Here is a 25059-nt window from a genome sequence, read left to right on the forward strand (position 1 = left end):
CTACACCGGCACCGGGACCGCGTGCAGCAGCCCGGTCAGCAGGCCCTCGGCGGTGACGCCGTCCAGTTCCGCCTCCGGACGCAGTTGCAGCCGGTGGCGCAGCACGGCGACCGCGACCGTCTTCACGTCGTCGGGGGTGGTGAAGCCGCGCCCGGTGAGCCAGGCGAAGGCGCGGGCCGCGGCCATCAGTGCGGTCGCACCGCGGGTGGAGGCGCCGTGCTGGACGGCGGGCGCGCTGCGGGTGGCCCGGCACAGGTCCACCGTGTAGGCGAGCACCTCCGGGCTGACGGTCACACCGCCGACGGCGTTGCGGGCGGCGGCGATGTGGGCGGCCCCGGCGACCGGGCGCAGACCCGCCGCGGCCAGATCGCGGGGGTCGAAACCGGCCGCGTGCCGTTGCAGGATGCGGAATTCGTCGTCGCGGCCGGGCAACTGGATGTCGACCTTGAACAGGAAGCGGTCCAGCTGCGCTTCCGGCAGCGGATAGGTGCCCTCCTGCTCGATCGGATTCTGGGTCGCGATCACCACGAACGGATCCGGAAGCGGTCGCGGTGTGCCGTCGACGGAGACCTGCCGCTCCTCCATCGATTCCAGCAGCGCCGACTGGGTTTTCGGGGGCGTGCGGTTGATCTCGTCGGCGAGCAGCAGGTTGGTGAAGACCGGACCCTGCCGGAAGGTGAACTCGGCCGAATGCGGATCGTAGATCTGCGAACCGGTGACATCGCCCGGCATCAGGTCGGGCGTGAACTGCACGCGGGCGTGTTGGAGATCCAGCGCCGTGGCCAGCGCTCGCACCAGCAGCGTCTTGGCCACGCCCGGCACGCCCTCGAGCAGCACGTGGCCCCGGCACAGCAGCGCGAGCACGAGATACATGATCGCGTTGTCGTTACCGACCACAGCCTTGCCGATCTCGGCGCGCAACGCGGTGAGCGCGGCGTGCGCGTCCTGCGCGGTGGGGGCGTGGGTGATGTCCGTGGTCATCGGACCTCCGTCTCGATCAGTTCCAGCTGGGCGGCGATCACGGGCAGCGTGGCCGCGTCGGGCACGGGGGCGAACAGCGCGTCGTGCACCAGCCCGGGGTCAAGGCCGGTGCGGGCCGCCACCGCCGCGACCATCCGGTCGGCGCCACCGTCGGCGGCGACGCCGAGTTCCGGACGGATCCGCCGCAGCGTCGCCGCCCGGAGCTTGGCCGCCACGTGATCGTGGTCGCCGCTGCGGCGATACAGCGCGGCCTGGCCGGTGAGCAGTTCGTTGGCCGCGACCTCCACCGGTCGTGGTTCGCGCACCAGAGCGCCGCGCCGCCGGGCCCGCCACCACACCAGCAGCACGGCGGCGACGAGGAACTGCAGTCCGCCGAAGGCCACCGGCGCGGGCAGCCGGGCGAACAGCGAATCCTCGCCGGGCCCGACCGGCGGCAGGTCCACGTCGCCGCCGTTGCCGCCGTCGCCGGGTGGCGGGAATTCGGGCGGGGGCGGTTTCGGCGCGGTCGGCGCGCCGCAGGAGTTCAGCGCGGCGTAGAGCAGCAGACCCAGCACCAGCAGGGCGGCGAGCCCAGCCCAGAACTTCGGATCGCGCAGCAGGGCGGGCAGCGCGGGCAGGGTGCGTCGTCCACGTGGCGCGGTCTCGGCCACCTCCCGCTCGACCGGTTCGGCCGCGGGCGGCGGCGCGGATCCGGAGAACCGGTCGGCGTATTCGAGCCTGCGGTACTCGTCCTCGGTGGCCCGCCTGCCGCCGTAGACGACCTCGTCGAAGCTGCGTGCCGCGGGCTGCAATTCGGTGGTGATCTCCGGCGCGAGCACCGTCGACGCATCGTCGACGGTCTCGTCCGCGGTACGCGAGCGGCGCGGCTCGAGTACGCCCTGCTGTTCCATACCGCGCAGCACCGCGCGGAACCGCTCACGCAGCGCGCGATCGAAATCCCGGCGCGCGGCCGCCTCCTCGGCGCGGGCGCGATGCTCGGCCGCGGCACCCAGCTTCGGGGTGTCGGGAGCGATCGGGTCCGGCTCGGTCATGCCGATCCTCCGCGAGCCTGTCCGCCGCGTGGCACCACGATGTCCATGCCTTCGCGGCGGCAGCGCAGGTCGACGTAGCAGACCACCCGCGCGCACGACTCGACGATCTCCCCGAACGCGGCCAGCACCAGCCCCGTCACGGTGAACAACACGATCACCGGCCAGCGGTGGGTGCCGGTGATGTCGGAGACGAAGAGCATGACGCCGAACAGCGGGACCGCCAGCAGCGTGAACAGGGTCCGCTGCACGAGCCACAGCCCGGTGAGCCGCCACCGCGTGCCCTCGGTCAGCAGCTTGGCGCGCGCGACGCTCTGGCGGTGGGTGGTGGGCTCGGCGAACAGGACGACGGGCGCGGGGAACTGCGTGCCGCGCAGATATCCCAGCCAGACCACGACGAACGGGAGGGTGATCAGCAGAATCCCGAGCACCGATACACCGACACCGACCAGGGTGAACAGCGCGTGCGCGAGCAACACCGGCCCGGCCAGGTGGCTCGCGTGGGACACGGCGGCGCGCACACCCGTCCGGCGACCGAACGCCGCGGCGAGCGCGATGGGCACCACGGTGGCGCGCAGCAGCACCCGTACCAGCCACGCGCAGCTCAGGGTGGTGAGCACCGCGGTCCACGCGATCGCCGCATCGGCGTCGTCGGTCAGTCGCGCGACGCTCGCGGTGAGCAGCACCACCACGACCTCGGCCACCAGCACCGCGCCGCCGCCGAGCGCCGCCAGCGCGGCGGGATTCGCCTGGATCAGCGCGAACGGCAGATCGAGCAGCTCGCGGAAGGTGAGCGGACGGATCGGGACCACCGGTCCGGGCGACTCCGGCACCGGATCATCCCCCGCCCCGACGACACCGGCCGGGTCAGCGGCTGGCAACACGGTTCGGAGTCTAATGGAAACGGACCGGGACGCCGGGGGAGTGCGGCGGCGGGCAGTCGTCGGCGCGCGGGCGCGACAAGCGTGGTCGCTTGCCCGGTCGGAGTTCCGTCTCGCAGCGGGAAGAGCTCGCAGCAGGAAGATCCGGTGGCCGCACCATGCCGCCGCGACTTGTCGCCGGTGCGGCTCGTCCGGGCACCGATCCCGCGGCGGATGGGGGGCGGGCGGGAGCGCGGGGCGTGCGAGTGTGGGCGCGCGGTGGCCTGGGCTGCGATGCCGCTGCGGCTGGTGGCCGGCGCGGCCTGCCTCGGCGGACGGCCTTGCGAGTGATCGGTGGGCGAGCGGAGGTGCGGGCGCGTGCGAGTGGGGGGCCGTGGTGGCCGGTGGTCGCCCGGGCTGCGATGCCGCTACGGCAGCCTGATTCGGTGCACGGACTCCGCGGACGATCAGTGGGCGGGCGGGAGTGCGGGCGGTCCCTGCCGCTGGGATACGGCGGGCTGGTCGCGGTCGAGGAGGGCGGGGGTGGGCTCGGCGGTGGTGAGCGCGGCTCGTCCCGGGTTCGGCTGTGCGGCAGCGGCTTCCCGCACGGGCACGTCCACCACCGCCGCGGCGACGCGCTGGGCGTACCACGGATCGGCCGCCGGGTACGACCGGGACGAGGCCGAGTCGTCGACGGTGACCTTTCGGGTGCGGCGGAAGGTGAAGGTGATCTCCTCCACCTCCTCGAACGCCTGGCGGGCGGTGCGCAGCGGGTGGGTCGCGGTGTCGATCGCGTCGGCGACGAAGCCGGGCACCAGCGGCCGGATCCAGCGGGCGGCGGTGTCGGTGAACGGGACGGTGCCGATGATCGGCAACTCCAGGCCGCCGCCGGGCCGCTCGTCGGCGGTGCGGGCGGGCAGGTTCGGGGTCTCGGGCACGGCGGTGTCCTCTCGGGGGACCGGTCCGGCGGGCAGCTCGGGCTGTCCGGCCGCCGGACGGATCGGGGTGCGGGGCGGTTCGGTGATGCCGATCTCCAACCCGCCGATGGCGGCGATGATCCTGGTGCGCTGGCGTTCCCGGTCGATGGCGGTGTCGGCCTCGGCGGCCAGCCGCGCGGCGGTGAGTTCCTGTTCGGCGCGCAGCTCGGCGGTGGCCGCCCGCAGGTTCGCCCTGGTGACGGCGATGGCGGCCTCGGCATCCCGGTCGGCCTCGTCGATGACCGCCCGCGCCGCGGCGTGCCGGTCGACCGAGGTGACTCCCCGCCACCAGCGCAGCAGCAGCGGCAGCAGGGCCAGCAGCAGGCAGGCGAGCAGGGTCGCCAGCCGGGGGAGCAGCGCCCCCATCGAATCGGTGGTGTGGTCGTGCATCGCCGCCCAGCGGGCGCCGACGCCTCGGTCACCCGCGGTGCGGGCGTCGGAAAGAGCTGCCGCCGTGCTCTTCTCGGCCTCGGCCACACGCGCGTCCAGGCCCGGCACCCGCGCCTCGGCGGCCGCGAGCCGGGCCCTGGCCTCGGCGAGCATCTCCTGTGCGGTCCGGTGCTCCGGTCCGTCGCCCGGTACGCCGGTGATCCTGGTGGGCGGGCACTGGGGGGCGGGGTTGTATTCGCAGCGGGCCGTCACCAGCGCGCGATCGGTCTCGGCCTTCGCCTCGGCGATCGTGCGGTCCAGGGCCGCGCGGTCCGCGACCGCCCGCTCGTATCCGGCGCGGGCGGCGCGGACGGCGGGCGCGGATTCCGCTGCCGCGTGCGCTTTTTCGTCCAGGACCCGGTCCACGCCCGCGGTGAACAGCAGGGTGGTCGCCGCCTCGGCGACCAGCACACCGATCAGCACCGCGGCCGTGGCCCGGCCCGCGACGCCGAACCGGTCGGGCATCGGGCCCACCCGCGGGGTGGCCAGTGCCCGGCCGACGAGCAGCGCCGCGGCCGCGAGGACCGCACCCACCGCGATCGCCGCGGCGAGCGGCCACGCCCGCGCGGCGGCCGCGGTGACGATACCGCCGGTCACCAGGGCGAACAGGGCGACGGCCGCACCGGTGAGCAGATAGCTCGCGCGCTCGTGCGGCTCGTCGACCGCCCCCGGACGCGCACCGCCCAGCCAGGTGAACGCACCGGTGACGGACATGGATCCCCACTTCCTCCGGAAGCTTCGGCCTGCGGCCGCGGGCGGATTTCGTTGACAGAGTGACAGGCCCGAACCCGACACACCGAGAGTCGGCGACGCGATGTGGTCAGCCTCACACCGGTGAATTTCGACGCCTCGCGACGGCCGGGTGAGGCTGCGTTCTCCGCCGACGACCCCGCCCGGACCGCCCGGCCGGACCGAGCGCGAGGGGTGCCGCTGCGATCGGCGTGGGACCGGGCGGCCCGACGCCGAAAAGTCCCTCGCCGCAAGGTTTGCCAGAGGTGTGCTGAAAGCCACAGCGAAAAAAGAACCCGGACGGTCGGATCGAGTGAATGGCCTGTCACGACCGGTGTCGCGAACATCTCACCGTACGGCTGTCCGGTTAGCCGCGCGCCCGCGGGTTTGCCGCTGGACGCGGCTGGGAAATCATCTTCGATGCAGGTGGCGGCGGATTCCGGAGCTCGGCCCTGCCCGCCGGAGGCCGTGGGCGCACCCGTTGTCCACCCGTCGGTGCGGGGTGCCGGGGGATCGATCGGGGTCCAACCGCTGCTTTACACTGGACAACGCGCACACGTGGAGGACCGAAATGCAGAAGCCCAGCTAGACCAGGTTATTAGTACTACCTAAGTTGGTTGGGCCCCGGACCTGACTTATCGTTTGCTCTTACGCCGAACGCACAAACGGTCGGCACCTCGCCTGCTCGGGCTCACGAAGCCGGTGCCCAGAGTAGCGGGCGAGCACCCGCGCGGAGGTAAGGAACACGTCAGCGTTCCGTTACCGCCGAGCACCCACTTCGTATTCCCAGCGGGTGGACAACTGGAGACGTGACTGCACGCCGAAGACCATCAGCGCGGCTGGTTTCCGGACCGTACGGGCGCAGTCTTGACGGAGGCGTTCGACGAAAGGCCGTTTTTCTTCGAAGGCCACTTTCTTGAAGGCAGAGGCATGACGCAACTTCCTGGCCACAGGTCACCTGGACCCATCGGTCTCTACGACCCGGCGAACGAGCACGACGCCTGTGGTGTCGCATTCGTCGTCGACATGCACGGCCGCCGTAGCCGCGACATCGTCGACAAGGCCATCACGGCCCTGTTGAACCTGGAGCACCGCGGTGCCGCCGGCGCCGAGCCGAATTCCGGCGACGGCGCGGGCATCCTGATCCAGATTCCGGACCGCTTCTTCCGCGCCATCGTCGACTTCGAGCTGCCCCCCGAGGGCTCCTACGCCTCCGGTATCGCCTTCCTGCCGCAGGCGCGGCGCGAAGCGGCCCGGGCCGCCTACGGCGTGGAGAAGATCGTCAAGGAAGAGGGCCTCGAGGTTCTCGGCTGGCGCGAGGTGCCGATCGACGACTCGTCGCTGGGCGCTCTCTCCCGCGACGCCATGCCGACCTTCCGGCAGATCTTCATCGCCTCGCCGCGCAACGGCGCCGAGCAGCTCTCGGGCATGGACCTGGAGCGGCGCGCCTACGTCATCCGCAAGCGGGTGGAGCACGAACTGGGCACCCAGGGTGCCGGCGAGGGCGCCACCGGCCGCGAGACCGTGTACTTCCCGAGCCTGTCCGGCCAGACCTTCGTCTACAAGGGCATGTTCACCACCCCGCAGCTGCGGGCGTTCTACCTGGACCTGCAGGACGACCGGGTGGAGTCGGCGCTGGGCATCGTGCACTCGCGCTTCTCGACCAACACCTTCCCGTCCTGGCCGCTGGCGCACCCGTTCCGCCGCGTCGCGCACAACGGTGAGATCAACACCGTCACCGGTAACGAGAACTGGATGCGGGCCCGCGAGGCGCTGCTGAACAGCGACGTCTTCGGTACCGATGCCGCGGGCAAGAACCGGCTGGAGAAGATCTTCCCGGTCTGTACCCCGGGCGCCAGCGACACCGCGCGCTTCGACGAGGTGCTGGAACTGCTGCACCTGGGCGGGCGCAGCCTGCCGCACGCCGTGCTGATGATGATCCCCGAGGCGTGGGAGCGGCACGACAGCATGGATCCGCAGCTGCGCGCCTTCTACGAGTACCACTCGATGCTGATGGAGCCGTGGGACGGCCCCGCCTCGGTGTGCTTCACCGACGGCACCGTCGTCGGCGCCGTGCTCGACCGCAACGGCCTGCGCCCGAGCCGCATCTGGGTGACCGACGACGGCCTGGTCGTGATGGCCTCCGAGGTCGGCGTGCTCGACATCGACCCCGCCAAGGTGGTGCGCAAGGCGCGCCTGCAGCCGGGCCGCATGTTCCTGGTCGACACCTCGCAGGGCCGCATCGTCGACGATCACGAGATCAAGACCCAGCTCGCCGCCGAGCACCCCTACCAGCAGTGGCTGGACGAGGGCGTCACCCGGCTGGCCGACCTGCCCGACCGCCCGCACGTGCACATGTCGCACGACCGCGTGCTGATCCGCCAGCAGATCTTCGGCTACACCACCGAGGAACTCAGCCTGCTCATCTCGCCGATGGCCAAGACCGGTGGTGAGGCGCTGGGCTCGATGGGCACCGACACCCCGATCGCGGTGCTCTCCTCGCGGCCGCGGCTGCTGTTCGACTACTTCTCCCAGCTGTTCGCGCAGGTGACCAACCCGCCGCTGGACGCGATCCGCGAGGAGGTCGTCACCAGCCTCAAGCGCAACCTGGGTTCGGAAGCCGACCTGCTGCACCCCGGCCCGGAGTCGTGCAAGCAGATCGCCATCGAGCAGCCGATCCTGGACAACGACGAGCTGGCCAAGCTCGTGCACATCAACGACGACGGTTCCCAGCCGGACCTGCGGTCGGTGGTCGTGCGCGGCCTGTACCCGGTGAAGAAGGGCGGCAAGGGCCTGCGCAAGGCCCTGCAGGCCATCAACACCCAGGTCTCGGCGGCCATCGAGGGCGGCGCGCGCATCATCGTGCTGTCGGACCGCGAGTCCAACGAGAAGCTGGCGCCGATCCCGTCGCTGCTGCTCACCTCCTCGGTGCACCACCACCTGGTGCGCGAGCGGACCCGCACCAAGGTCGGCCTGATCGTGGAGGCCGGTGACGCCCGCGAGGTGCACCACATGGCCATGCTGGTCGGCTTCGGCGCCGGCGCCATCAACCCCTACATGGCCTTCGAGACCATCGAGGACATGCTCGAGCGCGGCGCGCTCGACCTGGGCACCGGCGACCTGGCCTCGGACTACCGCAAGGCGGTCGCCAACTACATCAAGGCAGCGGGCAAGGGCGTGCTGAAGGTGATGTCCAAGATGGGCATCTCCACCCTGGCCTCCTACAACGGCGCGCAGCTTTTCCAGGTGATCGGCCTGTCGCAGGAGCTGGTGGACGAGTACTTCACCGGCCTGCGCTCGCACCTGGACGGCATCGGCCTGGACGAGATCGCCGACGACGTGGCGGCCCGGCACCGGATCGCCTTCCTGGAGAACCGCAACGAGCGCGCGCACCGCGAGCTCGAGGTGGGCGGCGAGTACCAGTGGCGGCGCGAGGGCGAGTACCACCTGTTCAACCCGGACACGGTGTTCAAGCTGCAGCACGCCACCCGCACCGGCCAGTACTCGATCTTCAAGGAGTACACCAAGCTGGTCGACGACCAGTCCGAGCGGCTGGCCTCGCTGCGCGGCCTGTTCAAGTTCAAGAAGGGCGAGCGCGCGCCCATCCCGATCGACGAGGTCGAGCCGGCGAGCGAGATCGTCAAGCGCTTCTCCACCGGCGCGATGAGCTACGGCTCCATCTCCGCCGAGGCGCACGAGACCCTCGCCATCGCGATGAACCGGCTCGGCGGCCGCTCGAACTCCGGTGAGGGCGGCGAGCACCCGGCCCGCTTCGAGGTCGAGGAGAACGGCGACTGGCGGCGCAGCGCCATCAAGCAGGTGGCCTCCGGCCGCTTCGGCGTGACCGCGCACTACCTGACCAACTGCACCGACATCCAGATCAAGATGGCCCAGGGCGCCAAGCCGGGCGAGGGCGGTCAGCTGCCCGCGCACAAGGTGTACCCGTGGGTCGCCGAGGTGCGGCACTCGACGCCGGGCGTCGGCCTGATCTCGCCGCCGCCGCACCACGACATCTACTCGATCGAGGACCTGGCGCAGCTGATCCACGACCTGAAGAACGCGAACCCGCAGGCGCGGATTCACGTGAAACTCGTCGCCGAGCCCGGCGTCGGCACCGTCGCCGCCGGTGTGTCCAAGGCGCACGCGGACGTGGTACTCATCTCCGGCCACGACGGTGGCACCGGCGCCTCGCCGCTGACCTCGCTCAAGCACGCGGGCGGTCCGTGGGAGCTCGGCCTGGCCGAGACCCAGCAGACGCTGCTGCTCAACGGTCTGCGCGACCGCATCGTGGTGCAGGTCGACGGCCAGATGAAGACCGGCCGCGACGTGATGATCGCCGCGCTGCTCGGCGCCGAGGAGTACGGTTTCGCGACCGCGCCGCTGGTGGTCTCCGGCTGCGTGATGATGCGGGTGTGTCACCTCGACACCTGTCCGGTCGGCGTCGCCACCCAGAACCCGGTGCTGCGCGAGCGCTTCACCGGCAAGCCGGAGTTCGTGGAGAACTTCTTCCTCTTCATCGCCGAGGAGGTCCGGGAACTGCTGGCGCAGCTGGGCTTCCGCACGCTGGACGAGGCCATCGGCCGGGTCGACCTGCTCGACACCAGCAAGGCCAAGCAGCACTGGAAGGCCAGCAAGCTGGACCTCTCGCCGATCCTCGACGACATCGAGACGGCGTTCATGTTCCAGGATCGCCGCTGCACCAAGAGCCAGGACCACGGCCTGGACCGGGCACTGGACCAGCAGCTCATCACCGAGGCGCGCGAGGCGCTCGAGCGCGGCAAGCCGGTGAAGATCGACACCAAGATCACCAACGTGAACCGGACGGTCGGCACCATGCTCGGCCACGAGGTGACCAAGCTCTACGGTGGCGCGGGCCTGCCCGACGACACCATCGACATCACCTTCACCGGGTCGGCGGGCAACAGCTTCGGCGCCTTCGTGCCCGCGGGCATCACGCTGCGGGTGCAGGGCGATGCCAACGACTACGTCGGCAAGGGTCTCTCGGGCGGCCACCTGGTCGTTCGCCCGGCGCCCAACGCGCCGGCCGAGTTCGTGGCCGACCAGAACATCATCGCGGGCAACGTGATCCTGTTCGGCGCGACCAGCGGCAAGGCGTTCATCAGCGGCGTGGTCGGCGAGCGGTTCGCGGTGCGCAACTCCGGCGCCACCGCGGTGGTCGAAGGCGTGGGCGACCACGGCTGCGAGTACATGACCGGCGGCCGGGTGGTCATCCTCGGTGAGACCGGGCGCAACTTCGGCGCCGGTATGTCCGGCGGCGTCGCCTTCGTCTACGACCCGAACGGCACCTTCGCCGCCCGGGTCAATCCGGAGCAGCGCGACGCGCTCGAGCAGCTCGCCGGTGACGACTTCACCTGGCTGCGCGACATCATCGCCGAGCATCGCGACAAGACCGGTTCGGCCGTGGCCGATCGCATCCTCAGCGATTGGTCGCAGCAGGTGAACCACTTCGTGAAGGTCATGCCGCGCGAATACAAGAAGGTTCTGCTCGCCATCTCCGAAGCCGAGAAGAGCGGCAAGGACGTGGACGAGGCGATCATGGAGGCGGCTCGTGGGTGAGCGCGTGACCGACATGACGACTGGTAGGAAGACGGAGGCCGCACGTGGCTGACCCCCAGGGATTTCTGAAGCACACCAAGCGGGAACTGCCCGACCGGCGTCCGGTTCCGCTGCGGTTGATGGACTGGAAAGAGGTCTACGAGGAGAACTTCTCCCACCAGACCCTGCAGACCCAGGCCAGCCGCTGCATGGACTGCGGTATCCCGTTCTGTCACAACGGTTGTCCGCTCGGGAACCTGATTCCCGAGTGGAACGACCTGGTGTACCGGGACCGCTGGCGCGAGGCCATCGACCGGCTGCACGCGACCAACAACTTCCCGGAGTTCACCGGGCGGTTGTGCCCCGCGCCGTGCGAGGCCTCCTGCGTGCTCGGCATCAACCAGGATCCGGTCACGATCAAGCAGGTCGAGGTCGAGATCATCGAGAACGCCTTCGACGAGGGCTGGGTGGCTCCGGTCTACCCGACCCGGCTGACCGGCAAGAAGGTCGCGGTGGTCGGCTCCGGCCCCGCCGGCCTGGCCGCGGCCCAGCAGCTGACCCGCGCCGGTCACACGGTGACGGTGTTCGAGCGCGCCGACCGCATCGGTGGCCTGCTGCGCTACGGCATCCCCGAGTTCAAGATGGAGAAGCGCTTCATCGATCGCCGGCTCGCGCAGATGGAGGCCGAGGGCACCATCTTCAAGACCGGCGTGAACGTGGGCGTCGACATCACCGCCGACGAACTGCGCGAGCAGTACGACGCGATCGTGCTGGCCGGTGGCGCCACCCAGGCGCGCGATCTGCCGATCCCCGGCCGTGAGCTGGACGGCATCCACCAGGCGATGGAGTTCCTGCCCTGGGCCAACCGGGTGCAGCTCGGTGACCCGGTGACCGACGCCGACGGGCTGCCGCCGATCCACGCCAAGGGCAAGAAGGTCGTCATCATCGGTGGCGGCGACACCGGCGCGGACTGCCTGGGCACCTCGCACCGGCAGGGCGCGGCCAGCGTCCACCAGTTCGAGATCATGCCGCGCCCGCCCGCCGAGCGCGCCGCGTCGACCCCGTGGCCGACCTACCCGCTGATGTACCGGGTGTCCTCGGCGCACGAGGAGGGCGGCGAGCGGGTGTTCTCGGTGAACACCGAGCGCTTCGTGGGCAAGGACGGCAAGGTGACCGGCCTGGAGGCGCACGAGGTGAAGATGGTCAACGGCCGCTTCGAGAAGGTCGAGGGCACCGACTTCACCCTCGAGGCCGATCTGGTGCTGCTGGCGATGGGCTTCGTCGGCCCGGAGAAGGGTGGCCTGCTCACCGATCTCGGTGTCGGCTACGACCAGCGTGGCAACGTGCAGCGGGACAAGAACTGGGCCACCAACGTGCCCGGTGTCTATGTCGCCGGTGACATGGGGCGCGGTCAGTCGCTGATCGTGTGGGCCATCGCCGAGGGCCGGGCCGCGGCCGCCGCGGTCGACCAGTTCCTGGAGGGCGAGACCGCGCTGCCCGCGCCGATCACGCCCACCATGGTCGCCCAGCGCTGACCCTGCCCGTACCGAAACTCGGGGCGCCCGTGGACAACTCGTCCACGGGCGCCTTTTCGTGCGTCCACCCGCCCCACCGGCTTTCGAATTCCGGCCGGATATCGCTCTCGAATGGCGTTCGGGCCGCGGTCGCCCTATTGTGATCTCGGTCGTGCTGGGATCTCGGGGTGGTAACGGGAGTTCACCGAGCGTGCACTGACGCGACATCCGCAGGGTTCAGCATGATCAGCGCAAACTTGTCGGGATCTGCTCCCGCGTGGGGCACGGGTTCGAACTGGAGCGGTATGCGGTGGAAGAAGGTGGTCGCCGGGCTGGGCGCCTCGGCGGCGATTGCCTCCGGCCTGGTGTTCGGCGGCGGGGCCACGGCGGTGGCCGACGACTGCCCGAGCCTCTACGTGGTGGCCATCCCGGGCACCTGGGAGACCGGCCACGAGAAGCAGCCGCAGCCCGGCATGCTCTCCGGAGTCACCCGCGGCCTGCCGCGCAACGTCGACGTCGACTACGTGACCTACGCGGCCACCGCCTTCCCGTGGGAGGGTGAGGTGTACGGCAACTCCAAGAAGGAGGCCGTCTCCGCCGCCCGCGGTCTGATCGGCGCGATGGCCCAGCGGTGCGGCGGCACCCGGATGGCCCTGGTGGGCTACAGCCAGGGCGCCGACGCCGCCGGTGATCTCGCCGCCGAGATCGGCACCGGCCTGGGTGTGGTGCCGCCGGACCGGCTCGCCGGCGTCGGTCTGATCTCCGACCCGCGGCGCTCGCCCACCGACGTGCAGGTCGGCCCGCCCGCGCCCGGTGCGGGCGCCAGCGGCCCGCGGCCGGGCGGCTTCGGCTGGGTCAGCGACCGGGTCCGCACCATCTGCGCGGTCGACGATCTCTACTGCGCCACTGCGCCCGACGATTTCGTCACCCGCTTCGCGGGCTTCCTCGCGCAGAGCTCGGACGCCAACCCCGCCAACATCTGGCGGTACCAGCTCGAGGCGGGCGCCATCATCAACGACCTGATGGCGCACGGCGGCATGCCCACCCTGCAGGCGCAGCTCTCGGAATCGGCGAACCAGAAGCGCGCCAAGGATCTCGAGCGCTTCTACCGCTCGCAGGCGCACACCGTGTACGGCAGCTACTCCGTCGGTGGCGGTCAGACCGCGATCTCCTGGATGCACAACTGGATCGCCGGAATGGCCTGAGCGGCAACACCTCACGAAGGCCCGTCGCCCCGCATGGGGGCGGCGGGCCTTCGTCGGCTCAGCCCGCGGAGCCGGTGGGCGGCAGCAGGCGGCGTTCGAGCACGACCGGGCCGTCGCCGCGCGGATCGCGTTCGTCGCGGAAGATGATGCGGTCGGGTCCCGGCCCGGGACGGTCGCGATCGAACGGCCTGCTGATGTCGGCCGCCTGCGGGGCGGCCTCCTGGACCACCACCGCGTCGTCGGCGGGCGCTTCCGCGGAGGCGGTGGCCGCGAGCGCGCCGAGCGGTACCAGCGCGAGGGCACCGGCCAGGGCGACCCGGGCCGAGCCGCGGCGGAGGGACGTGCGGGAGAGCGAGAACCTCTGGGAAGTCAACGGATGTCCTTTCTCTGCGTGGGCGCCGCGCCGGTGGGGCGGCACCTCTCCAGGAAAGGCGGCGGGGCTGGGGCCACGCTGCGACGAGCCGGGGAATTCGCTGTGAGTCAGCGGTCCCGGTTGCGCGGCAGCAGATCCCAGACGTGGCCGTTCTCGTTGACGGTGGCCGCGCTGCGGCGACCGGTGCGCGAGAACAACATCCGGGTGATCGAGCAGTAGTCGATGGGGAAGGTCAACGGTCTCGCCAGGCCGAGCACGTCCTGGAGCAGCACATTGACCACGCCACCGTGCGCGAACGCCACCACGGTGTCCTCCGGCTCGGTGCCTGCCACCACGGTGTCGACGGCGGCCAGCACCCGGCGCACGAAGGCCGGGCCGTCGATCTGCTCGGGCAGGTGCCCGGCCTTGATCCGCTCGTAGGCGTCGCGGAACTCCAGCTTGGCGTCCTCGATGGGAATGTAGGCGGGCAGGTCGCGGTCGTACTCGGCGAGATCGTCGACGATCTCGACCGGCAGACCGAGCTTGGCCGCGGTCGGGGCCGCGGTCTGGCGGGCCCGCGCCTGCGGGCTGCTGAGCACCCGGGTGATCCGGTGATAGTGACTCAGGGCGGCGGGTACCCGCTCCGCCTGCTCGCGGCCGATCTCCGACAGGTCGGGATCGGCGGGGCCCGCGGCGTCGACCACCCGGAGCGGCTGGGCATGACGGACAAGAATCAACTGCACCCGTTCACTGTGCCGCACGGGGAAGCGGGCGTGCGCGTCGGGCTCGGGCGGGGCGGCCGACACGCCACCGGGCACCGGTTCGGTGGGCGGACATGCGACGGGGCCGGGAGCGAAGGCTCCCGGCCCCGTGCGTGATGTCAGGACTTGCCGGTGGGCGGCGGACCGCTCGGACCGGACGGCGGCTGATCGCCCGGTGCGCCGTACGGCGGCTGATCGCCGGGCGCGCCGTAGGGCGGTTGGCCGCCCGGCGCGCCGTAGGACTGGCCGTAGGTCTGGCCGCCCGATTCACCGCCCTGCCCGTACGGCTGGCCGCCGCCCGGTGCGCCGTAGGGCGGCTGGCCGCCCGGCTGGCCGTACGGTGCCTGCCCGCCCTGGTCGTTGTTCTTCTTCCGCTTGGTCATCAGGTAGATGCCGACGCCGATGGCCGCGATCACCGCCACGCAGCAGATGGCGCCGAAGACCAGGCCGCCACCGCCACGGCGGCGCCGACGCGCGGCGTGTTCCATCGCCTGGGTATAGGTGTCGGAGCTGCCCCAGGTGTCGGGGCTCGCCCAGACCGCGTGGTCCAGCAGGTTGGCGTTGGTCAGCAGGTCAAGGTACATGTCCCGTCCCGTCCTCGATGGTCACGGCTGCTCCCCGGCCGAATCTTCACGGTATAGCGATGGGGGCATGCCCGTTGTCGGATAGGTGAAACGGGTCAGTGACCGTACGGCGGCTGTCCGCCGGGCCCGCCATAAGGCGGTTGGCCGCCGGGCGCGCCGTACGGCGGTTGGCCGTAGGGCTGTTGGCCGTACAGCGGTTGATCGCCGGTCTGCCCGTAGGGCGCCTGCCCGTACGCGGCCTGCCCGTACGGGAGTTGGCCGTCCGGCCGGCCGTACGGTGCCTGCCCGCCCTGGTCGTTGTTCTTCTTCCGCTTGGTCATCAGGTAGATGCCGACGCCGATGGCCACGATCACCAGCACACAGCAGATCGCGCCGAAGATCAGGCCGCCGCGGCCGCCGCCGCCTCCGCTGCCCCGGTTCCTGCGCCGCTTGGCCAGGTGTTCGATCGCCTGCGCGTAGGTGTCCGACGCCAGCAGCGTGTCCGGGCTCGCCCAGACCGAATGGTCCAGCACGCTCGCTCCGGAAAGCACGTCGAGGTACATGAATCCCCCGTCCCGTTTCTCGTTGGTTTCGGCTCCTCCCGGCCGAGTCTCCAAGGTTATAGCCGCGCGCGGGGATTCGTTAACCCCGCCCGGAAACACCGGGCTCCGAGCGGGATTCGCATCAGCGGGGCTTGACGAGCGGGAACGGCAGTGTCTCGCGGATGCTGCGGCCGGTGATGAGCATGACGATGCGGTCCACCCCCATGCCGAGGCCGCCGGTGGGTGGCATGGCGTGCTCGAGCGCCTGTAGGAAGTCCTCGTCCAGCTCCATCGCCTCCGGGTCGCCGTTGGCGGCGAGCACCGACTGTTCGGTGAGCCTGCGCCGCTGCTCGACCGGGTCGGTGAGTTCGCTGTAGGCGGTGCCCAGTTCGACGCCCCAGGCCACCAGATCCCAGCGTTCGGTGACGCCGGGAGTGCTGCGGTGCGCCCGCGTCAGCGGCGAGACCGAGGTCGGGAAGTCGACGTAGAAGGTCGGTTCCTCGGTGCGTGCCTCCACCAGGTGCTCGTACATCTCCAACACGATCTGGCCCTCGTCCCAGCCGTGCTGATACGGCACGCCGACCCGGTCGCAGAGTTCGCGCAGTTCCGCGACGCCGGTCCGCGGGGTGATCTCGGTGCCCACGGCCGCCGACACCGCGCCGTGCACCGTCTTGACCGGCCAGTCACCGGAGATGTCCACCGGCTCCAGCGCGCCGTCCGCGCCCGGCCGCATCGCGACCATCGAGCCGTTCGCCGCGAGCGCGGCGTTCTGGATGAGCACCCGGCAGGTGTGCATCATCCGGATGTAGTCGCTGTGCGCCTCGTAGGCCTCGAGGATGGTGAACTCGGGGTTGTGGCTGAAGTCCACGCCCTCGTTGCGGAAGGTGCGGCCCAGTTCGAACACCTTCTCCATGCCGCCCACGCACAGCCGCTTGAGATACAGCTCGGGCGCGATACGCAGGTAGAGGTCCAGGTCGTAGGCGTTGATGTGGGTGGTGAACGGGGTGGCGTTGGCGCCGCCGTGCACCTGCTGCAGGATGGGTGTCTCCACCTCGAGATAGCCCCAGGAGTTCAGCGACTCGCGCAGCGAGCGGACCACCGCGCTGCGCTTGGCGAGCACGTCCCGGGTCTCCGGGTTGATCGCCATGTCGACGTAGCGCTGACGCACCCGCGCCTCCGGGTCGGCCAGGCCCTTCCACTTGTCCGGCAGCGGGTGCAGGCACTTGCCCAGCATCCGCCAGTCCGCGGCCAGCAGCGAGAGCTCGCCGCTGCGGCTGCGCCCGATCTGCCCGCTGACCTCGATGAGATCGCCCAGGTCGAAGTACTCGCCGAACTCCGCGCTGCGCGCCGCCCCCACCCGCTCGCGGTCGATCACCAGCTGGATGTCGTCGGACCAGTCGCGCAGCAGCGCGAACACCACGCCGCCGTAGTCGCGGATGCGCAGCAGCCGCCCGCACACCCGCACGGTAGTCCCGCGTGGCGAACGCCGAGCCGCGGCGACGGTGTGGGTCGGCGGGTAGGCCACCGGGTAGGCGTCCACACCCGCCGCCGTCATCCGGTCCAGCTTCGCCATGCGCACCCGGACCTGCTCGGGCCTGCGCGGGCCGCTGTCGAGGAGGTCGGGTTTCGGCCAGTCCGGTGGGCTGCCGTCGGCGTGCAGGCCGGTGAGCGTGTCGGGCACCGCGCTCTGCGCACCGGTGTGCGCGCTCGCGTCGGGATCCTGGCCCAGACGCGGCAGGAAGCCTTCGGCGAGGGCGCTGGCCACCGCCACCCGCGGCAGCTGCCTGCGTTCCTCGAACAGGAAGAACCGCGGCACCCAGTCGGGTTGGTACTTCACATTGGACCGGTACAGCGCCTCGAGCTGCCACCAGCGGGAGAAGAACAACAGCACGCCGCGCCACAACCGCAGTACCGGGCCCGCGCCGATCCGCCCGCCCTCCTCGAACACCGAGCGGAAGACCGCGAAGTTCAACGAGACCCGGGTGATGCCGAACTGCTCGGAGTTCAGCGCCAGCTGCGAGATCATCAGCTCCATCACACCGTTGGGCCCCTGCGGATCGCGGCGCATCAACTCCAGCGACACCCCCGTGCGGCCCCACGGCACCAGCGAGAGCATGCCCAGCACGCGGTCGTCGGCGGCCACGGCCTCCACCAGCAGGCAGTCCGCGTCCAGTGGGTCGCCGAGGCGGCCGAGCGCCATGGAGAAGCCGCGCTCGGTCTCGGTGTCGCGCCAGGCGTCGGCGCGGGCCATGATCTGCTCGAACTCCGCCGACGGAATCTCGCGGTGGCGGCGGATGCGCACCCGCACACCCTGTTTGCGCAACCGGTTGGCGGCCTGTCGCACCTGCCGCAGCTCGGGACCGGCCAGCGAGAAATCGCGGGTGTCGAGCACGGCTTCGTCGCCGAGGCGCAGCGCCGACAGGCCCGCGCGGCGATAGGCGGTCGCGCCCTCCTCGCTCGCGCCCATCACCGCCGGTGTCCAACCGAACCGGTCGGCCAGCCGCAGCCAGGCGTCGATCGCGTGCGGCCAGGCCTCGCGCACGCCGACGGGGTCGCCGCTGGCCAGGCAGACGCCGAGCTCGACGCGGTAGGTCACCGCCGCCTTGCCACTGGGCGCGAACACCACCGCCTTGTCGCGCCGGGTCGCGAAGTAGCCCAGCGAGTCCTCCACGTCCGAATGCTCCAGCAGGCCGCGGATCGCGGACTCGTCCAGGCCGGTCATCGCGTTGGCGGCGCGCTGGGAGCGCAGCAGCGTGAGCACCGCCGCCAGCAACGCGATCGCGCCGAACAGGCCGAGCAGCACGTTGACGAACGGGCGCGGGTGCCCGTCGAAATGCTCGTTCTCCACCAGGATCGCCGCGGTCACCCGGTACACCGCCCAGCCGGGCCGCTGCCAGCCCGGCGGCAGCGAGCCGGGGAACACCTCCACCAGGCCCCAGCCCAGCAGGCAGCCGATCGCCAGCCCGCCGACCAGCACGCCCAGCGCCTTCCAGCCGGCCCCGCGCCGCACCCGGGTGTAGAACTCCGGCCACGCCGCGATCAACAGGCCGACCACGCCGACCTGCACGATCATCGCCACCAGGGCGTTGATGTTCTGCTCGGCGGCGAAGCGCAACCCGTTGGCCACCGCGAACAGCGTCAGATAGCCCACCAGCAACCACCAGGCGATCCGCTTGCGGCTGGCGATCGCGCCGGCGAGCAGGCCCACGATCAGCGCCCACATCACGTTGGTGTCGGGGGCGTCGAAGTAGTAGTCGTCGACGAAGCGGCGCGGCGGCCCGGTCAGGAACCGCAGCGCCGGCGACAGACTCCACAGCAGGCAGGCCACCGCGAACACACCGAGCACCAGTCCCGCGATGTGCGGAACCTCCCGCAGCCTGCCGTGCGCGCGATGCGGCACCGGAGCGGGCGGTGCGTCCTGAACGGAATCGGGACGTCGATGGGACAGCGAGGCAGTCACCTTCCCAGTGTGGACGCTGCCGGGCGGTAAGTGCCGGGGTGCCACGCCGGTCGGCGGCGGGTTGTCCACTTCGTGGACGGGGGTCGTGCGCGGACGCGCACCCGGCGCGGGGAGAATCGGCGTATGCCCGAACCAGCGAACACCGAGTCAACCGTCGTCGCCACCGCCGATCTCGCCGACGAGATCGGCCCCGAGATCCGCAGCTGCGACACCCAGTTCATCCAATTCGGCGGGCGCGCCGCGTTCTCCGGCCGCATCACCACCATCCGCTGCTTCCAGGACAACCTGCTGGTGAAGCAGACCCTCGGCGAGCCGGGGGAGGGCAAGGTGCTCGTCGTCGACGGCGGCGCGAGCGTGCACACCGCCCTGGTGGGCGACATCATCGCCGGCCGCGGCGTGGACAACGGCTGGGCGGGCGTGATCGTCAACGGTGCCGTGCGCGACTCGGCGATCCTGCGCACCCTCGACATCGGCATCAAGGCGCTGGGCACCAACCCGCGCAAGAGCACCCAGACCGGCAGCGGCGAGCGCGACGTGCCGGTCGAGTTCGGCGGCGTGACCTTCGTGCCCGGCGAGATGCTCTACAGCGACCACGACGGGATCGTGGTGCGGGCCGAGTGAGGCGCCGCCGCTCAGGCGGCCGCCACCCGCACCTTGTGACCGGCGAGGACCACGACGTCGCCGACCTGCAGCTGGCGGCCGCGGCGTAGCTCGACCTCGTCGTTCACCCGCACCAATCCGGCCGCGATCACCGTCTTGGCCTCCGAGCCGGAGTCGATCAGGTTGGCCAGTTTGAGGAACTGGCCGAGCTTGATCAGGTCGTCGGTGATGGGGACGTCGACAGGGTCGGACATGGGATCGATTATCGGCCGCACCGAACAGCGTGGCGCGGGCGGGCTCCGATCAGGCCCGCCCGTGCTTGCGTTCGTAGGCCAGTCGCTCGGCGGCGCCCCTGGCCCGCACGTCCGCGTCGGCCAGCGCCGGATCCAGACCGTGCTGGAGCAACCGGTGCCTGCGGTAGACGTACATCAACGCGATCGTGAAGTAGATCAGCGGCAGGTAGAGCAGCGCCATCATCGCCAACCCCATCCACAACGGCCCGGGCAGCAGCAGTAACAGGCACAGCACCGGGATGATCGGCAGCAGGATGCGGGTGAGGTACCGGCGGGTGGCGCCCGGACCGGTGAGATCGGCGAGCACCCACTCCGACATCGACGGCGGCAGCGTGGCGCCGTAGATGTAGGCCAGGCGCTGCGCCGGGTTCGGGCAGGTGCGTCCGCTCATACCGGACAGCATCCCATCACCGGCTCAGGCCGCGCCGCGGGCGTGGAACTCGGCGATCTGGCGGAGCAGGTTGTCGTTGGTGTGTTTCACCGCGATCTTCACGAACGGCTCGATCGTGCGGCCGAGCGCTTTGCCCGCGAGCCCGCCGGGCACCCGGTAGTCCACGATGGCGTCGACCGTCGAGCGGTCCTCCCCGCGCGGATGGAACAGAAACGTCGACTCGAGGTCGAAGCCCTTGATCGACTTGATGCCGATGGCCGCGCCTTCCTCCCAGCGCACCACCTCGACCCGGGAGTGCAGCGTCGCCGGGCCCAGCTTCATCGTCCCGTCGAACACCGCTCCCACCCCTTCGGTCCGACTCCCCACCGGCGTGAACGACTGGATGCCGTGCAGGAACCGCGGCAGGTTGCGGTAGTCGTTCACATACCGGAACGCCGACTCGGCCGAAGCGGCGCATTCGCCGACGATCTTCACAACGGTCATGAGGCCACTGTATCGGCCCTGGTACGCGGGGAGTTTGCCGCAACGCGAGTCCCGACACCGATCAGCGTGGTCGCGTCGATGTCGGTGACGCCGGCGGCAGCCAGCGAGTCGAGGTAGCGGCGGTGCACGGCGGCGACCTGGTCGGGGTCGAGGTCGGCCAACGCGCCGACGAAGCCCGAGCCGGTGACGATCAGCCAGGCGAGCTCGGGGGTCAGTGCCAGTCGGAGCGGGTGCTCGACGACGGTGACATCGGTCAGTCCCCGCTCGGTGAGCCACGACCCGAAGGCCTCGGCGTTGTCGATCCGATCGACGGGATGCTCGGGCCGCTCCCGCACCGGCGTGCCGGTGACCGCAGCGATCGCGTTTCCCAGATGTTTGCCCGCGAGCACCATCGACCCACGCCGCCAGATCGTGCACCCCACCCGGCCGCCGGGCCGTGCCCGGGAGATCAGGTGCTCGGTGCCCGCGGCCATGTCGGGGAAGAAGAAGACGCCCAGCACCGCCTGCACCACGTCGTAGCCGTCGTGCGGCCAGGTGGTCGCATCGGCCACATGCGTGTGCACTTGCGGCAATTCCGCCGCGTGACGGGCGAGTTCGCCGATCAACGCCGCCGAGAGGTCCACCGCGTCGACGTGGCCGCCCGCCCCGACCGCGCGGGCCGCGGGCAGCGCCGACGCACCCGTGCCGCAACACGCATCCAGCACCCGCTCGCCGGGCCTGGGCGCGGTGGCCGCCACGGTCGCGGACCCGATGGGGTTCCACAGATGTACGCCGAGGCGATCGAAATCGCTTCCGGCGGTGTCGAATGCACGGGTGAACCGATCGTCCTGAGCCACGCACTGATGGTAATGGTTTTCAACAGTTCCCGCCGGGACAGCCGAATCGGTCAGGCGGTGACCGCGAGGACGGCGGCCAAGCCGAAGGCCACGGCCATCACCGCGACCTCCAGCACCGCGCGGCGGAGGGAGGCGGCGGCGTCCATGCGGTGGTCAGCGGCGCGGCGGACCCAGTCCCGGCGCCACCACCAGCCGAGGGCGAGCAGGACGGCCAGCAGGGTCGCCTTGGCGAGCAGGATGCGGCCGTAGCCGGTGTCGAGCAGCGCGGTGAGGCCACCGAGGCGGATGAGGCCGTTGACGATGCCGGTCACCCCGACCACCGCGACCAGCGGCACGGCCAGCGCGGAGTAGCGCGGCAGGGTCGCGGCCCATTCGCGCCGGCCGCGGACGACCAGGGCCAGCGCCACCAGGACGCCGAACCAGGTGCCCGCGGCGAGGGCGTGCACGGCGGCCAGGATCGAGCCGAGCGGCTGCTGGGACATGTGGCCGGTGACGGGGCGCAGCGCCAGGGCGACCGCGGCGAACACCAGGACCAGGTCGGGGGAGGGGTCGTCGCCGCGGCGGTAGGCCAGGGCCGCGTACCCGGTGAGGACGGCGGTGCCCACGAGCACGGCGACGCCGATCTGGCCACCGCTGACCCCGGTGAGGTATGTGCCGAAGCGCCGCGGGTCCAGCTCGCCCACCGGCACGCCGACGACGTCGGCCGCTTCGAACAGCAGCACCGCGCCTTCGGCGACCCACCACACGCCGCCCAGCACCGCCAGCGCCAGCCAGGGCGGACGCAACCGGTCGTGCAGGCGGGGCAGCGCGGCCAGGCCGAGCACGGTCGCGCCCGCGCAATCGGCCAGCACCCGCACGACACCCGCGACCGGAGCCGGATCGGGGCGGGCCAGCAGCCAGGCCAGCCCGACCCCGAGCAGTCCGGCGGGGACGACGGCGAGCAGCGCGGCGGCGTCCCGCCCGGTCGTCGGTGCGCTCACCGGGGCCCGCTCAGCCGCGACCCCGGCCCCGGAAGCCGAACAGCGCCACGGCGAGTCCCGCGCCGAACAGCGCCACGGCGCCCAGGACGAACACCCACAGCGGCACACCGCCGTCGCCGTTCGCGGACTCGGCCGCTGCGTCGGCGCGGTCACCGGGCGTCCCGGTGCCGGGGGTGGTGAGGGTGAAGGTGCGGGTGCCGCTGACGGGGTGACCGTCGGCGGAGGTGACGCGGAAGGCGATGGTGTACTCGCCCGCCGGGCCGAGCTCGCCGGCGGCGACGCTCACCGTCTTGCCCTCGACCGTGGGTTCGCCCCTGGACCACAGGTTTCCGTCGGGGCCGACCAGCGTGAGCGAGGGGAAGTTGGGCTGCAGGTCCTCGTTGAAGGTGACGCTGATCCGCTCCGGGCCCTTGTCGACGCGCGCGCCGTTCTCGGGCACGCTGCCGACCGCGCTGGAATGCGCGGCGGCCACGCCGCCCGCCGTGAGTGCGAGCCCGACCGCGAGCAACGCGGTGAGGACGATCCGGAGCAGGCGGGCGGTCATGCGCGCCGTCCTCGGATGACGGTGCCCAGACCGAGCGCGACCGCGAACAGGCCGAGCGCCAAGCCGATTCCGCCGAGCCAGCGGGCGGTCTCGTCGCTCGCGTCGTCGGCGTGTGCGGCCTCGGTGCCGACGTGGTGGCCGTCGGCGGCGGTATCACCGGGCGCCGTGGCCAGGGTGAGAGTGGGTGCGGGGTGCTCGGGCTCGCTGCCGTCGGCGGCGGGCGGCTGGTTCCAGGCGACGACTCGTCCGTCGCTGTAGGTCTGCTCGGCCGGGAAACTCACGGTCTCGGCGCTCGGCAGCGGGCCGATCGAGACGACGAAGCGCTGGAACTGCCCGGGCTGCACGCCCGGGTTGCCCGGGTCGGCGGTCCAGGTGACCGACACCGCCTCGGACTTGTCGTTGCGGTCGACCCGGGCCGTCCACCCGGGCAGTGGTTCGGTGCGGGCGCTGCGCACGTTCGGCAGGGTCACCGTCAGCGCGGTGGTGGCGGCGGTCTCGGACTCGGTGGGCACCCGGAAGGTGACCACCGAGTACCCGCCCTGGGCGGCGCCGGGCGCGTCGGCGGTGACGTGCGCCGCGGCGGTGCCGCCGGTGAGCAGCACGACGCCCACGGCGGCCACCGCCGTACCGCAGGCGCGCGAAAGGGAACTACGCATGAGGAAAAGCTCTCTGTCCGAAGGGGAATGGTGGGTTCACGACGACCACACCGGCGGCGCGCGCGGCGCGGCGACGCCCTTCGGAACACTGCGGTAGTGGCGCCGGCCCACGGCGGGCACCGGGAGCACGGCCACCGGAGCGGGTGGCCGCGGGGCGCCGAACAAGGCGCGTATCGTGCCCGACGCGGCGCGGTACAGGCGTTCCGCACTCGCCAGCAGCACGGCACAGGCCACGGTCGCCACGACATGCGCGGTGATCATCCAGCCGGACGGAACGGCCGTCGGCGCGGTGCCGTGCGCGGGATGGCCGGACAACCCGCTGAGCACGACGTGCGCGGCGAACTGCCCCAGCGCGAGCAGGACCGGCACCGGCACCGGCGCGGCGGCGGATTGGGCACGCGGCACCGCCGCTGCCCCGACCGCCGCCGAAACCATCAGCAGCAGCGCCAGTTCCGCGGTATCGGGATACCCGCCGCCCGCCGCACCGTGCGCGGCGACGCCGAGCAGGCCGACCACGGCCCCGACCAGACCGCCGCGCGGCCAGCCGAGACTCGGGCCGGAGGACATCGGTTCAGCGCACGCCGAGGCGGGCGAGCACGTCGGCTTCGATGCCGGACAGTTCGTGGGAGATCGAGGCGTGCACCGCGCGCCTGCGCCCGGCGGGCATCTGCTCGGCGGTGCGGACGGCGGTGTCCAGGCTCGCCAGCCGGTCGCGGGTGGCGGCGACGAAGGTGCGCGTCTCCTCGCCGTTGTCCTCGACCCGGCCCAGCGCGGCCTCGGTGTTGGCGATGCGGGCCTGCAGCTTGGCGCCGTGCCCGCTGTAGTCGGCGAGCTGATGCACGCCGATGCCGAGCTGCTGGGCGCGCCGGGTGTCGAGCTGGCCGCGCAGGTAGGTGGCGCCGCGGTAGGCCAGCGGCGCGAGCACCGGCACCAGCACCCGGGCCACGCCGATGTACTTCTTGACCTGCCCGGCGCTGAACGGATCGCGTTCGGCCCTGGCCGCGGCCTTGACGGCGGCCTTCTCCTCGGCTTTCAGGGTGGCGATCTGCTGCTTGGCGACCTTGCGCTGGGTGCGCGCCTCCACCCGCCGGGCCTTGCGCTCGTTCTTCGCGGCCAGCTTGGCCTCCAGCCCGGCCTTGTGTTTGAGGGCCTTGGCCTCGGCTCGGCGGCTAGGGCGCCGTGTGCGCTTCGTGAACAACCCCATCGAAAAGGCCCTCCGTCACTGCTGTCTGCCCCGGTACCTCGCGGTTCGCGCCCACCTTATCGGGTCGCGCCGCCGGGCTGCGAGCCCGTCGCGCCCGCGCCGCGCGGCGAGCGGG

22 protein-coding genes are annotated in these 25059 nt (G+C 71.6%); 4 read left to right on the plus strand and 18 right to left on the minus strand.

Annotation, left to right across the window (positions count from 1 at the left end; genetic code table 11):
• From CRM89_RS22415 to CRM89_RS22430, 4 genes are all read right to left on the minus strand, one after another.
• Window positions 1–981, minus strand: coding sequence for a MoxR family ATPase (locus CRM89_RS22415; RefSeq protein ID WP_098086078.1), 981 nt, complete (start codon window positions 979–981; stop codon window positions 1–3).
• On the minus strand, window positions 978–2012 hold the full coding sequence (locus CRM89_RS22420; RefSeq protein WP_086844618.1) for a DUF4129 domain-containing protein: 1035 nt from the start codon (window positions 2010–2012) through the stop codon (window positions 978–980). Before CRM89_RS22420 ends, CRM89_RS22415 begins: the two co-directional genes overlap by 4 nt.
• Entirely contained in the window at window positions 2009–2893 is an 885-nt protein-coding gene (locus CRM89_RS22425) for a hypothetical protein (protein ID WP_098086082.1), read from the minus strand. Before CRM89_RS22425 ends, CRM89_RS22420 begins: the two co-directional genes overlap by 4 nt.
• 443 nt (window positions 2894–3336) lie before the next feature.
• Entirely contained in the window at window positions 3337–4989 is a 1653-nt protein-coding gene (locus CRM89_RS22430; protein WP_098086084.1) for a DUF4407 domain-containing protein, read from the minus strand.
• Between the two features lie 945 nt (window positions 4990–5934).
• On the opposite strand from CRM89_RS22430, the gene gltB reads away from it, so the two are divergent.
• The 3 genes from gltB to CRM89_RS22445 all read left to right on the plus strand — a co-directional run bounded on the left by gltB (window position 5935) and on the right by CRM89_RS22445 (window position 13279).
• Entirely contained in the window at window positions 5935–10581 is a 4647-nt protein-coding gene (gene gltB, locus CRM89_RS22435; protein WP_060593895.1) for a glutamate synthase large subunit, read from the plus strand.
• Between the two features lie 44 nt (window positions 10582–10625).
• Entirely contained in the window at window positions 10626–12095 is a 1470-nt protein-coding gene (locus tag CRM89_RS22440) for a glutamate synthase subunit beta (protein WP_011206626.1), read from the plus strand.
• Between the two features lie 284 nt (window positions 12096–12379).
• Complete coding sequence (locus CRM89_RS22445; RefSeq protein WP_060593894.1) at window positions 12380–13279, plus strand: cutinase family protein; 900 nt, start codon at window positions 12380–12382, stop codon at window positions 13277–13279.
• Window positions 13280–13337: 58 nt separating this feature from the next.
• Here the strand turns inward: CRM89_RS22445 and CRM89_RS22450 are convergent, their stop codons facing one another.
• From CRM89_RS22450 to lysX, 5 genes are all read right to left on the minus strand, one after another.
• A complete protein-coding gene (locus CRM89_RS22450) occupies window positions 13338–13652 on the minus strand; it encodes a hypothetical protein (RefSeq protein ID WP_086840502.1) in 315 nt (104 codons plus the stop codon).
• Between the two features lie 107 nt (window positions 13653–13759).
• The gene (locus tag CRM89_RS22455; RefSeq protein WP_098087088.1) at window positions 13760–14374 is read right to left on the minus strand and encodes a histidine phosphatase family protein; all 615 of its coding nucleotides are present in this window, start codon (window positions 14372–14374) and stop codon (window positions 13760–13762) included.
• A gap of 137 nt (window positions 14375–14511) precedes the next feature.
• Complete coding sequence (locus CRM89_RS32135; protein ID WP_098086087.1) at window positions 14512–14976, minus strand: hypothetical protein; 465 nt, start codon at window positions 14974–14976, stop codon at window positions 14512–14514.
• 95 nt (window positions 14977–15071) lie between these two features.
• Window positions 15072–15518, minus strand: coding sequence for a hypothetical protein (locus tag CRM89_RS22465; protein ID WP_228789941.1), 447 nt, complete (start codon window positions 15516–15518; stop codon window positions 15072–15074).
• A gap of 121 nt (window positions 15519–15639) precedes the next feature.
• Entirely contained in the window at window positions 15640–18957 is a 3318-nt protein-coding gene (lysX, locus tag CRM89_RS22470) for a bifunctional lysylphosphatidylglycerol synthetase/lysine--tRNA ligase LysX (RefSeq protein WP_195039582.1), read from the minus strand.
• A gap of 123 nt (window positions 18958–19080) precedes the next feature.
• Here lysX and rraA point away from each other — a divergent pair, with 123 nt between their 5' ends.
• Window positions 19081–19578, plus strand: a complete 498-nt coding sequence (gene rraA, locus CRM89_RS22475) for a ribonuclease E activity regulator RraA (RefSeq protein WP_011206633.1) — start codon at window positions 19081–19083, stop codon at window positions 19576–19578.
• 11 nt (window positions 19579–19589) lie between these two features.
• Here the strand turns inward: rraA and CRM89_RS22480 are convergent, their stop codons facing one another.
• Genes CRM89_RS22480 through CRM89_RS22520 form a run of 9 tightly spaced genes read right to left on the minus strand, consistent with a single transcriptional unit; the run spans window position 19590 to window position 24944 of the window.
• Window positions 19590–19811, minus strand: a complete 222-nt coding sequence (locus CRM89_RS22480; RefSeq protein ID WP_060593888.1) for an RNA-binding S4 domain-containing protein — start codon at window positions 19809–19811, stop codon at window positions 19590–19592.
• Window positions 19812–19860: 49 nt separating this feature from the next.
• Window positions 19861–20241 carry a DUF5313 family protein gene (locus CRM89_RS22485; protein ID WP_228811061.1) on the minus strand — a complete coding sequence of 127 codons (381 nt, stop codon included), beginning with the start codon at window positions 20239–20241 and terminating at the stop codon, window positions 19861–19863.
• A gap of 24 nt (window positions 20242–20265) precedes the next feature.
• Complete coding sequence (locus CRM89_RS22490; RefSeq protein WP_011206636.1) at window positions 20266–20724, minus strand: SRPBCC family protein; 459 nt, start codon at window positions 20722–20724, stop codon at window positions 20266–20268.
• Complete coding sequence (locus tag CRM89_RS22495; RefSeq protein WP_098086097.1) at window positions 20721–21560, minus strand: class I SAM-dependent methyltransferase; 840 nt, start codon at window positions 21558–21560, stop codon at window positions 20721–20723. Before CRM89_RS22495 ends, CRM89_RS22490 begins: the two co-directional genes overlap by 4 nt.
• A gap of 50 nt (window positions 21561–21610) precedes the next feature.
• Window positions 21611–22540, minus strand: a complete 930-nt coding sequence (locus tag CRM89_RS22500) for a CopD family protein (RefSeq protein WP_011206638.1) — start codon at window positions 22538–22540, stop codon at window positions 21611–21613.
• A gap of 10 nt (window positions 22541–22550) precedes the next feature.
• Window positions 22551–23084 (minus strand): copper resistance CopC family protein, encoded by a 534-nt coding sequence (locus CRM89_RS22505; RefSeq protein ID WP_098086100.1) that lies wholly within the window; start codon window positions 23082–23084, stop codon window positions 22551–22553.
• Window positions 23081–23740, minus strand: coding sequence for a YcnI family protein (locus CRM89_RS22510; protein ID WP_011206640.1), 660 nt, complete (start codon window positions 23738–23740; stop codon window positions 23081–23083). Before CRM89_RS22510 ends, CRM89_RS22505 begins: the two co-directional genes overlap by 4 nt.
• A gap of 36 nt (window positions 23741–23776) precedes the next feature.
• Window positions 23777–24307, minus strand: coding sequence for a hypothetical protein (locus CRM89_RS22515; RefSeq protein ID WP_098086102.1), 531 nt, complete (start codon window positions 24305–24307; stop codon window positions 23777–23779).
• Between the two features lie 4 nt (window positions 24308–24311).
• Entirely contained in the window at window positions 24312–24944 is a 633-nt protein-coding gene (locus tag CRM89_RS22520; protein ID WP_011206642.1) for a DUF6474 family protein, read from the minus strand.
• Between the last annotated feature and the right edge of the window lie 115 nt (window positions 24945–25059).

This window comes from Nocardia sp. FDAARGOS_372 (assembly GCF_002554515.1).
GTDB lineage: Bacteria > Actinomycetota > Actinomycetes > Mycobacteriales > Mycobacteriaceae > Nocardia > Nocardia farcinica.

Bases quoted from the DNA above. Each gene is read 5' to 3' on its own strand.
- CRM89_RS22415 (WP_098086078.1), bottom strand. From the start codon at position 981: ATGACCACGGACATCACCCACGCCCCCACCGCGCAGGACGCGCACGCC.
- CRM89_RS22430 (WP_098086084.1), bottom strand. From the start codon at position 4,989: ATGTCCGTCACCGGTGCGTTCACCTGGCTGGGCGGTGCGCGTCCGGGG.
- CRM89_RS22520 (WP_011206642.1), bottom strand. From the start codon at position 24,944: ATGGGGTTGTTCACGAAGCGCACACGGCGCCCTAGCCGCCGAGCCGAG.
- CRM89_RS22445 (WP_060593894.1), top strand. From the start codon at position 12,380: ATGCGGTGGAAGAAGGTGGTCGCCGGGCTGGGCGCCTCGGCGGCGATT.
- CRM89_RS22465 (WP_228789941.1), bottom strand. From the start codon at position 15,518: ATGTACCTCGACGTGCTTTCCGGAGCGAGCGTGCTGGACCATTCGGTC.
- CRM89_RS22505 (WP_098086100.1), bottom strand. From the start codon at position 23,084: ATGACCGCCCGCCTGCTCCGGATCGTCCTCACCGCGTTGCTCGCGGTC.
- CRM89_RS22420 (WP_086844618.1), bottom strand. From the start codon at position 2,012: ATGACCGAGCCGGACCCGATCGCTCCCGACACCCCGAAGCTGGGTGCC.
- CRM89_RS22485 (WP_228811061.1), bottom strand. From the start codon at position 20,241: ATGAGCGGACGCACCTGCCCGAACCCGGCGCAGCGCCTGGCCTACATC.
- CRM89_RS22510 (WP_011206640.1), bottom strand. From the start codon at position 23,740: ATGCGTAGTTCCCTTTCGCGCGCCTGCGGTACGGCGGTGGCCGCCGTG.
- gltB (WP_060593895.1), top strand. From the start codon at position 5,935: ATGACGCAACTTCCTGGCCACAGGTCACCTGGACCCATCGGTCTCTAC.
- CRM89_RS22480 (WP_060593888.1), bottom strand. From the start codon at position 19,811: ATGTCCGACCCTGTCGACGTCCCCATCACCGACGACCTGATCAAGCTC.
- CRM89_RS32135 (WP_098086087.1), bottom strand. From the start codon at position 14,976: ATGTACCTTGACCTGCTGACCAACGCCAACCTGCTGGACCACGCGGTC.
- CRM89_RS22515 (WP_098086102.1), bottom strand. From the start codon at position 24,307: ATGTCCTCCGGCCCGAGTCTCGGCTGGCCGCGCGGCGGTCTGGTCGGG.
- CRM89_RS22490 (WP_011206636.1), bottom strand. From the start codon at position 20,724: ATGACCGTTGTGAAGATCGTCGGCGAATGCGCCGCTTCGGCCGAGTCG.
- rraA (WP_011206633.1), top strand. From the start codon at position 19,081: ATGCCCGAACCAGCGAACACCGAGTCAACCGTCGTCGCCACCGCCGAT.